General features: G+C 66.7%; 13 protein-coding genes and 1 pseudogene. 7 read left to right on the forward strand and 7 right to left on the reverse strand.

The window, feature by feature from the left end; genetic code table 11:
- Positions 1–18: 18 nt before the first annotated feature.
- The gene (locus KIS93_RS33690) at positions 19–4,797 is read right to left on the reverse strand and encodes a wHTH domain-containing protein (RefSeq protein ID WP_155128759.1); all 4,779 of its coding nucleotides are present in this window, start codon (positions 4,795–4,797) and stop codon (positions 19–21) included.
- Between the two features lie 510 nt (positions 4,798–5,307).
- On the opposite strand from KIS93_RS33690, the gene KIS93_RS33695 reads away from it, so the two are divergent.
- From KIS93_RS33695 to KIS93_RS67685, 5 genes and pseudogenes are all read left to right on the forward strand, one after another.
- Positions 5,308–6,318, forward strand: coding sequence for an aldo/keto reductase (locus KIS93_RS33695; protein WP_080043862.1), 1,011 nt, complete (start codon positions 5,308–5,310; stop codon positions 6,316–6,318).
- A 297-nt stretch (positions 6,319–6,615) separates the two neighbouring features.
- On the forward strand, positions 6,616–7,071 hold the full coding sequence (locus KIS93_RS33700; RefSeq protein WP_080043861.1) for a hypothetical protein: 456 nt from the start codon (positions 6,616–6,618) through the stop codon (positions 7,069–7,071).
- A 222-nt stretch (positions 7,072–7,293) separates the two neighbouring features.
- A complete protein-coding gene (locus KIS93_RS33705) occupies positions 7,294–7,764 on the forward strand; it encodes an RICIN domain-containing protein (RefSeq protein ID WP_080043860.1) in 471 nt (156 codons plus the stop codon).
- A 61-nt stretch (positions 7,765–7,825) separates the two neighbouring features.
- Positions 7,826–8,008 (forward strand): annotated as a pseudogene (locus KIS93_RS69165) (DUF1275 family protein); the annotation flags it as partial.
- 23 nt (positions 8,009–8,031) lie between these two features.
- Positions 8,032–8,358: a DUF1275 family protein gene (locus KIS93_RS67685; RefSeq protein WP_281261982.1), complete on the forward strand. Its 327-nt coding sequence runs from the start codon at positions 8,032–8,034 to the stop codon at positions 8,356–8,358.
- A 378-nt stretch (positions 8,359–8,736) separates the two neighbouring features.
- On the opposite strand, the gene KIS93_RS33715 is transcribed toward KIS93_RS67685, so the two are convergent.
- The 3 genes from KIS93_RS33715 to KIS93_RS33725 all read right to left on the reverse strand — a co-directional run bounded on the left by KIS93_RS33715 (position 8,737) and on the right by KIS93_RS33725 (position 10,643).
- Positions 8,737–9,123: a VOC family protein gene (locus tag KIS93_RS33715; RefSeq protein WP_418113317.1), complete on the reverse strand. Its 387-nt coding sequence runs from the start codon at positions 9,121–9,123 to the stop codon at positions 8,737–8,739.
- 2 nt (positions 9,124–9,125) lie between these two features.
- Positions 9,126–9,503, reverse strand: coding sequence for a VOC family protein (locus KIS93_RS33720; protein WP_080043858.1), 378 nt, complete (start codon positions 9,501–9,503; stop codon positions 9,126–9,128).
- Positions 9,504–9,638: 135 nt separating this feature from the next.
- The gene (locus tag KIS93_RS33725) at positions 9,639–10,643 is read right to left on the reverse strand and encodes a S1 family peptidase (RefSeq protein WP_230465679.1); all 1,005 of its coding nucleotides are present in this window, start codon (positions 10,641–10,643) and stop codon (positions 9,639–9,641) included.
- 309 nt (positions 10,644–10,952) lie between these two features.
- Here KIS93_RS33725 and KIS93_RS33730 point away from each other — a divergent pair, with 309 nt between their 5' ends.
- On the forward strand, positions 10,953–11,411 hold the full coding sequence (locus KIS93_RS33730) for a hypothetical protein (protein WP_155128755.1): 459 nt from the start codon (positions 10,953–10,955) through the stop codon (positions 11,409–11,411).
- Here KIS93_RS33730 and KIS93_RS33735 read toward each other — a convergent pair.
- From KIS93_RS33735 to KIS93_RS33745, 3 genes are all read right to left on the reverse strand, one after another.
- The gene (locus KIS93_RS33735) at positions 11,400–12,536 is read right to left on the reverse strand and encodes an MFS transporter (RefSeq protein ID WP_080043855.1); all 1,137 of its coding nucleotides are present in this window, start codon (positions 12,534–12,536) and stop codon (positions 11,400–11,402) included. The genes KIS93_RS33730 and KIS93_RS33735 overlap by 12 nt on opposite strands.
- Before the next feature lie 84 nt (positions 12,537–12,620).
- Complete coding sequence (locus KIS93_RS33740; protein WP_222107684.1) at positions 12,621–13,100, reverse strand: MarR family winged helix-turn-helix transcriptional regulator; 480 nt, start codon at positions 13,098–13,100, stop codon at positions 12,621–12,623.
- The gene (locus KIS93_RS33745) at positions 13,097–13,450 is read right to left on the reverse strand and encodes a winged helix-turn-helix transcriptional regulator (RefSeq protein WP_080043854.1); all 354 of its coding nucleotides are present in this window, start codon (positions 13,448–13,450) and stop codon (positions 13,097–13,099) included. Before KIS93_RS33745 ends, KIS93_RS33740 begins: the two co-directional genes overlap by 4 nt.
- A 92-nt stretch (positions 13,451–13,542) precedes the next feature.
- Here KIS93_RS33745 and KIS93_RS33750 point away from each other — a divergent pair, with 92 nt between their 5' ends.
- Complete coding sequence (locus KIS93_RS33750; protein ID WP_080043853.1) at positions 13,543–14,121, forward strand: NADPH-dependent FMN reductase; 579 nt, start codon at positions 13,543–13,545, stop codon at positions 14,119–14,121.
- Positions 14,122–14,149 lie beyond the last annotated feature (28 nt).

Consider the following 14,149-nt stretch of genomic DNA (forward strand, 5'->3'; position numbering starts at 1 on the left):
AAGGGGACAGCACGGTGCTCAGACATCGACAGGCTCCTGAGGCAGCGTGAGGGAGAATAGGGGTGCGTAGATCCGCAGCCTGTCGAAGAGTCGCATGACTGGTTCCTGTGTTTCCTCAGCCGCCCGTCTACAATGTCCAAGATCTACATGCCCGCTGATTACTGGATGCTGTCCGTCCAGGTGAACAGTCAGGAGGAGTAGGTCCTGCCACAACACGATCTCGTCCGGCACTGCGTCGGAAACATAACGCAGCTGCAATCCTAAGGGGGCCATTCTATTAAGCCGCCGGTGCGCCTCGGTCAAATTCATCCCGAGACGCCCCGCAATTTGAACCAGCCGCAGCCCATCAATTTCCGTCGCGTAGTCGACATCGTTCAGGAAAGGGTTAGCTTGTGGAAGTGCCAGCATGTCGATGTCGTATTGATCTGGACGCCAGCCGGCCATCTCGGCGAATGCGTCCTGTCCAAGCTCAGGTATTGGCGCGCCTAGCTCGCGGTAGGGAGCGAGCTGCCTGAGAAAATCCCCTACGGTTATCCCGAAATCAAGGGTCCCATCAACTATCTGCCCGGCGTTCACTGCCCAGCTTGGCGACTTCCAACTCCAAAACGGGGTCACGAGATAGGCAGAAAGGAGCCACGGCTGCAGGCTCTCGCTGTGCTGGGTCGCCGCCGGCAGCGAGACATCAGGGTAGGTGGAGGACAAAAGGCGCCGCGCGTCTCCAATGGTCCCTGTGATCATAGAGGCCAGACGGACCAGATGAACGTATGTTATCTCTCCCTCTGGAATGGTGTATGGAATCAGCTTCTTAAGCTGGCAGACTGCTCCTCGCCGCCAATACCTGCCGGACAGCAGTGCCGCCACTGCTAGGCATGGTTCAGCCCGGGTGAACTCCTGTCGACGGGTCCCAGGATGAAGCGTCTGCAGTGCCCATTTGATGAACTCGACGACATCGGCATTGGGCGTCATATCCGTCGTAGCAGTGATCTGCGGAAGCTGGAGGAGACCGCGGTCCTCCAGTGAGATGAGTGCCGACCTAGCGTCTAGGACGCTCATCTCCACTAGACCAGCGATCATCAAGAGCTTGATCGGTGTCAATCGATCCCCGACATGCTTCAGGTGCCGAAGTGCTTCTGCCTCTACCTTCTGCAGGGTCTCCGGGAAACGAGAACGGCCAGCCACCTTGATGCCAAGTGGCTTGAGTCGATCGCACATTTCGAGGATCTGCGGAACATCCCGGCCGAGTTCGCCGGCCGCATGTGCTATGTGATCGGGCTGGAGTTCTCCGTCGATCCACGGAGCTCTGCCGTTGAGGTAGCGTGAAACGAGTTTGGCTTCTGCTACCGTGCAAATAGCATCAGCCAAATCTCCGAGGTCGAGTTCAGGTGCGGACCAGCCGGGAGGTGCGATCTCAGCGGCTCTCCTTAGGACTTCCTTCAACGGTAGGTCCAACTGAGCAGAGGCGTTGACGAGCCATCCAGCCACGACCGACGGCCGAGGTAGATCAGGTGGAGACCACGCCGACAATGCTCCAGCTAGAGGCGCGTCTTCTTTCTTGAACATGCGGGGAACGGGCGGGCAACGGCGGAGGTGGCGCAGTTCCAGACCGGTTATGGCGAACCTCCGCAACCGTCGTATCAGATCGGACAGTTGATGCTTCGGATGGGTAGCCGCGTCTATGATCACCTCCGCACGGACTGGCGCATCCTCGGTGATCCAATTCAATCGGCTCAAGAGAGCGCCATCTATGGGGTCTGCGACAGGGAAGCCCTCGACGGACTGGGCGCTTGGAATACGCCGGAAGTTTCCTCTGGCGCTGGCCACACCTTTCCAAGCGCCAGACCGCCAGGTCAGGAACCATCGAGCGTACGGATAGCCGTACTTGTTAGGGTCGAAAAGTTCCTTGTCCTGCGGTACGCAACCGACCCGTGCCACAGAGACCGCCATGCCATGGCCCCAGCCGCCGCCGACCTGAATGTCGCGCTCGCCTCGAATCAGAGAGCCAAAGACTCTCTGCGCCACTTCAGGCGTGGAATCGGTAACCGCCCAGAGCCAGGTGAGTGAGAGTCCCGGCCAGTCCGTGAGCAGCGACAATGACTTGTCGATCTTCTCGTTCACCCATTCCTCGTGCCAGCTCCGAAGCTTTTTGCGATCGACAGTGAACTGTGGGCGGTGTTCGTCCCGAAGATTGATGATGAGCCCATAAATCTCTTCATTTGTTCGCAGACCGTCGGCGGCAAGTCCCCCTTCGCCTGAGACCCACCAGAGGTCACGGTCGTATTCGAGGGATTCAGCTGACTCATCCTGGTAGCGAAGTCTCCGTGGATGCCACACCTCAGGTGCGGAGCCATGCTCCGATGCCACGACCCGGTACTCTGCGATCCACAGCAGTCGACGCAGGGTCTGCAGAACGGAAACCTTTCTTTCGTCATCTTCCCCGTCGCCAGTGAGGTAGAGGCGGATACGGGTGCCACCACCAAGTATTTCCTCCGACGGAGTCACTTGCATGAGGCTGCCACTACTGGCAATGCGCACGGTGAAACCGCTCGCGGACGGAATGCCTTGTAGATCCACTGGTCGGGTGAACAGCAGAATCTCATGTGCGATCATGAAATAACTGAAGACACCGACGCCGAACTGGCTGTTGGACACCATCCGCAGCGGCGGGTCGAGTTCCTGCCAAAGCGCATGCTCTGCACGGTAGTCCTGCAAGTAGACGAAGCGTTCCCCCGCGTGCGCGAAGACCTGTTCCAGCACGTTCCGGCCCATGCCGACGCCGTTGTCCTCACATTCGACGTACTCGCGGCCGTTCTCGAAGCCCTGCCGGAAAGTGATAACCGCTTCCCACATGGCCGGTCGCTTCCCTCGCCTTCGCAGCCCTTCCAAACGCGTGTCGCGATATCGGCAGGCGTCTAGGGCGTTCTGGTAGAGCTCGCGAATGGCTAGTGACGGATCGTCGTACAGTTGACGGCCCATCAGTAATTCGCGAATTTTATCTTCGGATAGCCTGAACCGGGTGAGTGGGACCTCGTACGCGGGAATGTCGTCGGACCCGGGTCGATCCGGTCGAATTCCGTGATGCGTGATGCGTGTCGGTAGGTAATCTTCGATCGGCCCAAGTCGTCCCAAATGGCGAATGCGCTCAAGAATATGTTGGCTTGCGCCGGCGATAGCCTCGAATGCTGCGTGCTGAGCCGGGTGCGAGCAAATCAAGGCGATGTCTAGAGTGTCTTTATGTTCCTGAATGCGAAGCAAGTCGGCAGCGTTTTTCGCGAAGTTGATCGGCAGCTCCAGTCCGGTGCCGATATGATCGGCAATGACGGTGGGCCAACGCCGGGGATCCGCAGCCAGCGTTCCCGCCAGCCATAACACACCGACATGTCCCCGCCATCGGTCGGGGAGTGTGGCGAGCCTCTCCTCTAATTGGGGGTCTACCGGGTCTGCTGCGACCGCCCGCATGAGTGTTTCTACGAGCCGCCGGCACTCCCCCTCACTAAACTCCGATATGGCGTCTTGTAGAAGGGTCGAGCCCTCTTCGGTAAGACGCCGCGACTGCTCGTGCTTCCACAGGCTGCTGAGCCCATTGAGCCAGCGATGTACCAACCACATGATGAGAGTCTCAGCCGCCTCCCGTTCGTGGCGATGTGCGAGTCCTTCTGCGCGACGGATAACCTGCGGATACATCTCATGAGTGAGCTCTAGGTCGGTGCGTGCTCCCGTTTCATAACTACGCTTGAAATCGCCAGGCCGAATGCTGGCCGCAAGGTGTAGCCCTTCGGCTAGCATCGCCTCTCGAAGGAAGGGGGCCGAGATGAGCACCGCCGCCTCCTCCGGGCGCACTGGCAGACGTGGTTGCAGCAGTTGTGCAGTGAAGTCCACGACCCGTGCGGGATAATTCGGATCAAACCAGTGGTCTGCCATGCCGGTCTTCTCGCGGAGGCGATCGGCGACACCAAGTTGCCTCCGGGCGCACATCTCGGCAAGAAATGCTACTTTTTCCCGCATCGTTTCGGGAGTGCTGCTGGCCAAGCTCCAGAGGCGGTTGTCGGATGCGGCACGCCGCCATGCAGAGACAAGTTCGTCGCCTTCGCAGATCACCAGGTCGACTGCGTCTCGAAGCATCGTCGTCGGATAAGCGTTGGGCAGTTGTGCTCGCTCGTCGGCGAGGCCGGTCGTACGGCGCATCTCCTTTGTCACTTCGCTCAGTACGCCGGCAAGCGTCCGGGCAGGATGGCGGCGGTCGAGTACCCTGGCGAGGGTCCTGGTGAAGGTGCTGCCATCCTCGCCATACTGGCAGACCTGCCCTGGGCCGCAGCCTGCGACGATCACCTGGGAACCACCGCCAGGATAGTGAAGGACCCCGCCCCAGGCCCCCTCTGAAGGCTGTCCTGCGGGTGCGTCACGGCATGCGTCGACGAAGAAAACTACCAATTTGGCACGGCAATGTCTGAGATCGGGCACGACTGGGACAAGGCTTTCTGTAACAGGGATCCCGTTTTCACGAAAGGCGTCGCTAGGGACAAGGTAATCGACGCCGTCGATACTTATGCCGTGACCGGAGAAGTAGAGAATGAGAACGCTCTGCTCTGGAGCCTCGGAGCATGCTCGCCTGATGCCAGCTCGAATGCGGCTTCCGCTCGGGTCGTGCCCGTCGTCTCCGACCGAATCGATTGAATATGCGGATGCGGTCAGAGCAACACGCATCTTGCGGATATCGTTCCGTACCACCTGCGAGATGGGAGAAAAACTTTTGTCATCGCATTCAGGTACGCCGATCAGCAGCGCTCGACGTTCTGTCACCTACCTATCGTAGGCGGGGCGCGGGCTGCATAGCATGGAATCGCGGAAAGTTATGAGTGTGCTTAGCGCGCGCTTGAGAGATCCATAAAGGCGATCTTTCCGTAGCTGTCGAACCGCCAGAGGTAACCGTGGTCGGCGTTGTCGACTCTGTCGCAGGCGTGCTCGGTCGCGGTCGGTGTGGCTTGTTCGGCGTGGTTTTGCGCTAGCGGTTTGTGATTCCAGCAGGCTGCTGTTGCGGGAGTTGTCGAGGATGTTCGAGGAACGTCCATCATGGCGTCTTGCGGCTGTGCGGTGGAATTATGCGCTGGTCCAGCCTGTAACCGGATGTGTGCATGGTCGCAAAGTCTGAGATGAACCACCTTGACCTGGAGTGTGCTCCAGCTCCTAGCGTCGAGGTCGCGACGGGTCGCCGCCCTCGGGGGTGGGCGGGCGGCCCGCGCTGATACGCGACGGGAGGTGTCTCCCGCTGCTCACTCGGCTTCTGACGCCATCGACGACAGGAGAATTCGCGTGAAGACCGTACAGCTCGGCCGTACCGGCGAACAGGTCAGCCAGCTCGCCCTGGGGTGCATGATCATGGGCACCGTCACGCCGGAGGACGAGGCCGTCACCATTCTCGACCGGTACGTGGAGGCCGGGGGCAACTTCCTGGACACCGCCGACTGCTACTGCTGGTGGGAGAACCGGGGCAGTTACGGCGGGGAGAGCGAGGAGCTGATCGGCCGCTGGCTGGCCAGGAGCGGGCGGCGCGAGAACGTGTTCCTGGCCACCAAGGGCACCGCCGTCCCGCGTGACCTGGACAAGGTCTGGGACGCCGACGGGCGACCGGACTGGGAGGCCGCGTACCGGAACTTCGTCGGAGCCGGGGCGAAGACGCTGAGGGACGCGATCGACGGCAGCCTGCGCCGGCTCGGCACCGACCACGTCGACCTGTACTACGTGCATGTGGACGATCGGAGCACGCCGCTTGAGGAGACGCTGGAGGCGCTCGCCGGCATCGTGCAGGCCGGGAAGGCGCGTTACATCGGCTGGTCGAACGTGCGGACGTGGCGGCTGGAGCGCATCCGGCAGCTCTGCGCGCAGCACGGCTGGCCGGCGCCGGTCGCGCTCCAGCAGCAGCACTCCTACCTGAGGCGGCGTGCCGGGCTGCGGCACGCGTCCATCGTGGACGACGAGCAGCTCGACTACCTGGAGACGCACGACGACCTGACCCTCGTCGCCTACTCGCCGATCCTCAAGGGCATCTACGACGATCCGGGCAAGCGGGAGGGCCACTGGGCGATGGACCCGTACCAGGGGCCGGATGCCGAGGCGCGGCTGGCGGCGGTCGCGGAGGTGGCCGCCGAGGTCGGGGTGACGCCGAACGCGCTGGTGCTGGCGTGGCTGATGCACCAGACGTCGCCGGAGATCGTGGCGTTGATCGGGCCGCGGACGCTCCAGCAGTACGAGGCGGCGCTGCCGGCGCTCGACGTCAAGCTGACGGAGCAGCAGCTCGCCCGCCTCGACGCCGCCGGGGCCTGAACACGAGCCCTTCTCCAGGCACCCGCACCGGCGAGCCGGTCGGTGCGGGTCACGGGCAAGCGGCAGTTCGGCAAGGTGTGAGGTCGGTTGTGCGCCGGTCGGACAACCGTGGCGGCTCGGCCACTAGGTGAAGACGCTGGTGCGGCTCATGGTCGGGTCATGGCTGGTCTGTGTGGTTCGGTGGAGACACGGACAGGAGAGCCGTGTCGGCGTCCCAGGCGGGTCCCTTGCGGCGATCACCAGGGGCGTGCGAAGGGACCCAGGGCTCCGAGAACGCCTGAACGTCCCGAAGCAACCGTGAACGAAGAGGTCGTCCAGCTCGCCGCGAACGTGGTGACGGAAGGCTGGCGGTCCGCGGTCGCCAAGGAAGGTGCCGATCTCCTCGGCAGGGGTCTTTGGCGGAAGGTTCAGACGTCGACGCGCCGTGGCTGTGATCCGCTCGCAGCGGCTGCACGCAGGCTCCTGGAGGCGAAGGAGCAGGCGCACGAACTGGTCGCCGACGCGCTGGTGGGCGCACCTCCTGCCGACTGGGCGGGGGCCTGCGTGGCGGGAGTTCTCCGCAATTACGCGAAGAAGGTGCCGATCCCCGGCGAAGAGGTTCTGGCGATCTCAGCTCACGCGCTACGGATCATGGGGATCTACTCCTGCGCTATGGCCGGCATCCTCAACCGATGCAGGTGCCTCGATGACCTGGCCGAGAGCATGGCCAAGGCGAAGCTGGAAGAGGTGCTGGCAGCCGGTCTGAGCGAGTAGCGGAGCGGTGTAGAGCGTCTGCAGCGATGCGCGACGCCGATGAACTCGTGCTCGTGGCGTGGGCGGACACGGCTGGGCATTGTTCGCCTGGTTGAGCTGGGGTGACGAACAATGCGGCCGGTCCGATTCTGGTGTCGCGGGGCCGGGGAGTTGTCCGGGGGTTGCCGGCAGGGGGCGATCTCGGTGTGGGCCCGTGATTTCCAGTAGGAGGAGGGGACATTCATGCGTCCGGGTTTCAAGATCGCTGCTGTGGTCGTCGCCGCTGTGACCGTGGTGCCTGGTGTGCCGGTGCAGGCCGCGGCCGGGCGGGCCTATGTCAACGGGGCGACCGGCATGTGCCTGGCCGTGGGGCGGGGGGAGGTCAAGGCGGGCAAGGAGGTGATTCAGTGGCCGTGCAACGGGGGGAAGGCGCAGCGGTGGATTCACCGGGGCGATCGGCGGCTGGTGAACGTCAAGACCGGGCTGTGCCTGGCCATCGGGCGTGGTGAGAAGAAGCGGGGGAAGACCGCCATCCAGTGGCCGTGCACGGACGGCGGGCTGGCGCAGGAGTGGGTTTACGACGGGATGCAGCGGCTGCACAACAGGGCCACGGGGATGTGTCTGGCCATCGGGTCCGGGGAGAAGCGGGCGGGTAAGAAGGCGATCCAGTGGCCGTGCAAGATCACTGGGGAGCAGGCGTGGCAGCAACGGTGAGCGTGCTGGGGTGGCCGGCGTCTCCCTGAGTTCGCTACTGCTTGTGGGGGATGGAGTGCGGATGGTGCGGGGGGCGGTGTTCGGTCTGGCGTTCGCGGCGGGGGCCGTGGACGCGCTGAGCTTTCTGGCGCTCGGTGAGGTGTTCACCGCGAACATGACCGGGAACGTCGTCCTGCTCGGCCTCGCGCTGGGCTCCGGGCGCATGGCGCACCTGGTGGGGTCGGGGGTGGCGTTCGCAGGGTTCTGTGCGGGTTGGGGGCGGGGTTCGTGCTTGCCGGGCGGGTGGCTCGGGGGGCGGCGGTGGTGCTCGTCGTGGAGGTGCTGGTGCTGGCCGGGGTGGCCGCCGGGTGGGCGGCTCAGGTGCCCAGGCTGGGGCTGGTCGCGGGGTCGGCGGTGGCGATGGGGTTGCAGAGTGCGGTCACGCGGCGGGCGGGGGGATCGGGGCTGTCCACCACGTACGTGACCGGCACGGTCACCGGGCTGGCGGGGCAGGTCGTCTCGATGTGGGGCGGTGGGCGGGACGGTGGGGGCGGGGTGGTGCGGCCGTTGGGGTCGTGGTGGCGCTCGCGGCGGGGGCGGGGCTGGCGGCGCTGAGCCTGCGGTTGTACGAGCCGGCGGCACCGTTGATCGCCCCCGTGGCCGTTGCGGCGGCGGGGTGGTGGTGGGTGAGGGGGTCGGCAAGGCGGTGAGCGGGCGCAGTCGTCCGGGTCGGGCGGCGGCTTCACGGTGAATGTGGTCGTGCATGCCGGTGCCAGGGGTGTGATGGGGTCTGGTGCGGGTTCTACGCGTTCGTCGCGGGTGGGCCGGTGGTCACGGTGCTCGTCTTCGAGGTGCCGGCGGCGCTGCTGACCACCGCCGGCTTCGACGAGTTCGTCGGGATGCACCCGTACTTCACCGCCGCTGCGGTCGCTGCCCTTCAGGACGTCCGCCCTGTTTCAGTACGTCGGCGGCCTAGCGGCACCTGTCCGAGCCTTAGGGTTCGAGTTGCAGCACCGACAGGATGTTGCCCGAGGGGTCGGTGAACCAGGCGACCGGAGGGCCGTCGCCGCCACGGAGGATGCCGCGCGCGTCCTGCTCGAACCCGTCGTAACGCTCGAACCGGACTCCGCGCGCCGTCAGCTCGTCCACGGCCTTGTCGATGTCCTCGACGGGGAAGTTGAGGACGGTGAACGTGGCCGGCGCGTGGGCGGGCCCCTTCGGGTAGACGAGGACGTCGCCGCCGAGGTGCAGCGTCAGCATGCCGTGCTCCTCGGTGACGTGGATGCCGAGCGTCTCGCCGTAGAACCGTTTGGCGGCCTCGACGTCGTTGACGGAGAAGCCGCTGAACGCCTTGCTCGTGTCGAACAGGGTGTCGGGCATGGTCACATCCCCTGCCGGTGTTCGTCGCTGAGCTGGATGATCTGGACGTAGTTGCCGTCCGGGTCGATCGCGGTGGCGAACAGGCTGCCGTCGCGGTCCTCCAGCTCGGCCAGCCACTGCGTGCCCGCCTGCTCCATGCGGGCGGCGACGGCGCGGGCGTCCTCGACGTCGAAGTTCAGGATGACCCTGCCGGGCTCCTGGGTCTTGGCGGAGATGTCCGTCCGCGTGTCGATGAACAGGAAGAACTCCCCGAACTTGAGCACCCGGTACCCGTTGACGTCGCTCTGCTCGGCGGGGTCGAGCGCGGAGGTGTACCAGGAGGCCAGCCGGTCGGGGTCGGTGCTGGACAGCAGCAGGCTGCCGAGGACGGGTCGCTTCATCGCGAGTTCCTTTCTCTTCTTCTCGACGTGTGGACCAAGCGGCGGGAGAAAAGTCATCGGAAGAGGGGAAGATCGCGAAATAGCGCGGCGCGCCCTGGGGAAAGGACGCGCCGCGCGGTCTCGACGGGGAAAGGCTCAGCCCGTGGTGAGGGTGAGCCCGTACGCGCCCAGCGCCTCGTTCACCGGCTGGTGGTACGTGGTGCCGCCGACGCTGCAGTTGCCCGAGCCGCCGGACGTCATGCCCTGGGCCTGGTTGCCCGAGATGAACGAGCCGCCGGAGTCGCCGGGCTCGGCGCACGCGCTGGTGCGGGTCAGGCCGGTGACGGTGCCCTGGGCGTAGCGGACGGTGGCGTTGTGCTGCTGGATGGTGCCGCAGCGCCAGCCGGTGGTGGAGCCGGAGCGGCAGATGGACGCGCCGACGGAGGCCTGGGTGGAGCCTCGTACGGTGACGTTCGCGCCGCCGGAGCCGCGTACGTACGGGGTGACGGTGTTGCCGGGGGCGGCGACCCAGGCGTAGTCGTTGCCGGGGAACGACGAGCCCTGGAAGGTGCCCGTCGGGTTGGTGGTCCTGGAGCCGGCCCGGCCGCAGTGCCCGGCGGTGACGAAGCCGGGGGTGCTGCCGCGGGTGACGGAGAAGCCGATGCTGCAGCGGCTGGAGCCGATGTAGTAGGCGGCGCCGCCGACGATGTTGATGAACGTGGTCGGCCGCTCGGCCGTGGCCGTCACGACGACCGCGCTCCTGTCGACGCCGGCGGCGGCGACGAGGGCCTCGGCGGCCTCGACGGTGGGTGCCTGGACGGAGACGGTGTTGGTCTTGACGTCGGCGTACCAGAGCGAGGCGCCGGCGGTGGCGCGCCTGGGGGCCCGGTCGAGCTGCGCGACGATGCCGTTGAGCTGGGCCAGCGAGCGCTGGACGACGACGGGCTGCGCGCCCTTCGCCTCGATGGTCGGGGCCGCCGCCGGGTCGGTGGTGGCGACCATGAGCTTGGAGGCGTCGTCGTTCAGCCAGGCGCCGCCGTACGAGCCGCCCAGTGCGGGGGTGAGGCTCGCCTCGGCGGCGGCGGCGCGCTCCTCGTTGGCCAGGCGGGTGATGACCTGGGCTTCGGAGAGGCCGAGGTCGCGCTCGAGCGCGTCGATCATGGCAGGGGGTGCGGAGGGGGGAGCGGCGGCTTGTGGCGCCGTGTCAGCTGCTGCGGGGCTGAGGGGGGTGGCCAGGCAGACGGCGAGGATGGCGCCGCCTACCAGCGCACAGCGTTTACTCGACATGTGCACTCCTCGGGTGGGGGTGCTGTCAAGCTAACGGTTGCTTCGGTCCCTGCTTAGATATCAAACGAGCACTATTTCGGTGTTATGGAACCTTTACGGACATAGACCCGAATATGAAAATTTCAGCCTTTAAGGCGCCGAGCGTGAGGGATGGGTAAGGTGCCGTGGCTGGAGGTGTTCTCTGTGCGTAATGGTGTTCGTCATCTGCTCGGCGCCGGCGCAGGACTGCTGGCCACACCGCTGATCGCGGCGGGCCTTCTCTACTTCGTCAGCGGCCGGGCCCTGGCCGCCTGGATCGCCGCCGTCGCGCTCGGCGCCACGATGGCCGTCGTCGGAGCCCTGGCCGGATCTCGGGTCTCGCCGATCGGGTCGCTGGTGCCGGGGCTGGCGCTGGCCGCCGTGGCGGCCCTCGCGTACGTGCCGGGGGTGCCGGTCGCGAGGCTGGTGCCCGCCGAGTACGCCGAGCCGTACGCGCGGCTGGCCGAGACCTGGGCGCTGCCGCTGGCCTGCGTGCTGCTGGCCGCCTCGGTGTTCCCGGCGCGCTGGCGGGGCGCCGCCCGCCCGGAGCCGCCGGCGGAGCCCGAGGAGGAGGCCGTCCCCGAGCCGCCGCCGCTGCCCAAGCGCATCCCGTCACGCTATTGAAAAACCCAAAGCGATGATCAGGTACGTGAGCGCCACCAGGGCGAACGTCGTCCCGTGTGACAGCGAGGACGACGCCGTCCCGTACACGGCGTAGACCCCGAGCGTCACCACGTTCGTCCCGAGGCCGGCCACCGAGGTCACGGTGGCGCGCGCCGGGCCGCTGATGCGCTCCTGCAGCCGCACGTCGGCCAGCACCTGGGCGAGCTGGAACGCCCCGACGGCCACCGCGATCGCCACGAACCCGGCCGGGTGCCCGCTGAGCGCGCCCGCCGCCATGGCCAGGGCCGCCAGCCCGAGCAGCGCGCCGTACGCGCGGCCGCGCAGGCGCCGCTCGGCGGGGCCCGCGAGCAGGCCGCCGGCCGTGGCGCCCACCCAGACCAGGAGGATCAGCAGCGGGATCGCGGCCTTGGCCACGCCGCTCTCCTCGCCGAGGAAGGGGACGTACTCCTCCAGCGCGCCCCAGATCGCGGTCACGAACGCGACCAGCAGCACCGCGCGCAGCACCTTGCGATCGGCCCTGGCGAGGGCGAGCCCTTCCCGCAGCGTCGCCAGGTAGCCCTGGCCCCCGGCGGCGGCGGGCGTGCGGTGCTCGGGCAGGGTCAGGGCGGTGGCCGCGCACAGGACGCAGGCCAGCACGCTGGCCGCCCCCACGGCCGGATATCCGCCGACGGCGAAGACGGGCGCGGCCAGGCCGATGGCCGCCGCGCTGCCGGCCAGCCCGAGGGCGGTCGCGCGGCCCATGACGGCCGCGTACCTGCCCGCCCGGCCGCGCCGCTCCATCTCCTCGTACGCGAGCGCCTCGTACGCGCCCGAGACCAGCGCCCCCTCGGCCCCCCACAGCACGAACCCGGCCGCGAACACCCAGTAGGAGGGGAACATCACCCACAAGGCGAAGCCGAGCCCGCTCAGCAGCGGCCCGAGGAACAGCAGCAGGCGCCGCGAGACGGTGTCGGCCCAGGCGCCGGAGGGGATCTCCAGCACCATGCCCGTCACCGCCCAGATGACGAACAGGGACGAGACCTCGGCGACGGAGACCCCGGTGTCGGTGAACAGCAACGCGTACACCGGGTAGATCAGGATGAACTCGCTGAGGAACGCGTAGACGTACAGCGAAACGACAAGCATGGGACCTTCCAGGGGACGAGTGAGGGCTCCGAGTGCTTGCCGTCTCGGAGGCCCGCGCGCCCCGCGCAGGTCCTGGGTCGTGCATCAATGTCGCCAGGTCATACCGGCGAGTCTAGGGGTGACGGGCCCGATGCGCGCGCGGAAATCGCGGCGCTCCAGTGCCTTGAGCGCTTCGCTCAAGAGCTGCTCCAGCGGAACGGGCAGCTCGGCGTCGAGCTCGCGAACGGCCCGCTCCGTCGCCGCCCGCTCGGCCTCGATGAGGGGGAGCGCGGCGCGGGCGCGTTCGGTGAGGTGCACGATGCGGTGGCGGGCGTCGGCGCCCTTCTCCAGGGTGACGAAGCCGCCGCGGCGCATCTGGACCACCGTCTGGCTGGCGGCGGAGTGGGTCACGCCGATCGCGGCGGCCAGGTCCCTGATGGGCAGGGGCCCCCGCGCCACGAGCGTGTGGACGACGGGCGAGTAGCGGGGGCGGTAGTCGGGCAGGCCGTGCTCGGCGTAGACGTCGGCGATCGCGCCGTCCATCAGCTCGTGCACGTGCCGCATCAGCGTGCCCAGTGCGATCACGACACCAAAGTAACAGTGCTGTCGGGCTCCTCGTCCGGCAGCGGGATCCACTTGTGGGACCACTTCACCAGCTCGTCGAGGGTGGGGCGGAGCTCCTGGCCCATCGCGGTCAGGTGGTACTCGACGCGTACCGGCGAGGTGGCCAGCACCCGCCGCTCGACCAGGCCGGCGGACTCCAGCTCGCGCAGGCGCCTGGCCAGCATCGTGTCGTTGATGCCGGGGATGGCCGCCTTGATGTCGGCGTAGCGGTGGGCGCCCTTGAAGATCATGTGGATCACGGCGCCGGTCCACCGGGCGCCGATCAGCTCTAAGGCGATGTGGAAGCGGGCGCAGACCTGGTCGAGGCTCATGCCTCACAGTCTACCGTTTGCTAAGGAATCTGTAGCTACTCAATAATGTTGAGCAAGCAGTCACCCCTGACATCCCGCATTGAGGAGCGATCATGGACAAGCCCGTCCTGCAGATCATCGTCGCCAGCACCCGCCCCGGCCGCGCCGGTCGCGCCGTCGGCGACTGGGTGCACGCCAAGGCCGTGGCCTCCGGGCTCTTCGAGGTGGAGCTGGTCGACCTCGCCGAGGTGAAGCTGCCGTTCCTGGACGAGCCGCACCACCCCAGGCTCAAGCAGTACGTGAACGCCCACACCAAGGAGTGGAGCGCCACCGTGGACCGGGCCGACGCGTACGTGTTCGTCACCCCCGAGTACAACCACAGCTTCCCCGGCGTGCTGAAGAACGCCCTCGACTACCTGCACCACGAGTGGCAGCACAAGCCGGCCGGCTTCGTCAGCTACGGCGGCGTCTCCGGCGGCACCCGCGCCGTCACCGGGCTGCGCCACGTCGTCAGCACGCTCAAGATGGTCCCGGTGATGGAGGGCGTGATCATCCCGTTCGTGCCGCAGTTCATCGGCGAGGACGGCACGCTGCACCCCAACGACGTCATGGAGGCCGGCGCCGACGCCATGTTCGGCGAGCTCGCCCGCTACAGCGGGGCGCTCGGCGCGATGCGGCAGCCGGTGGCCTGAGCGACGCTGCCCTTGGCCGCGATGCGGC

The sequence above is a fragment of the [Actinomadura] parvosata subsp. kistnae genome (assembly GCF_900323885.1).
Taxonomy (GTDB): Bacteria; Actinomycetota; Actinomycetes; order Streptosporangiales; family Streptosporangiaceae; genus Nonomuraea; species Nonomuraea composti.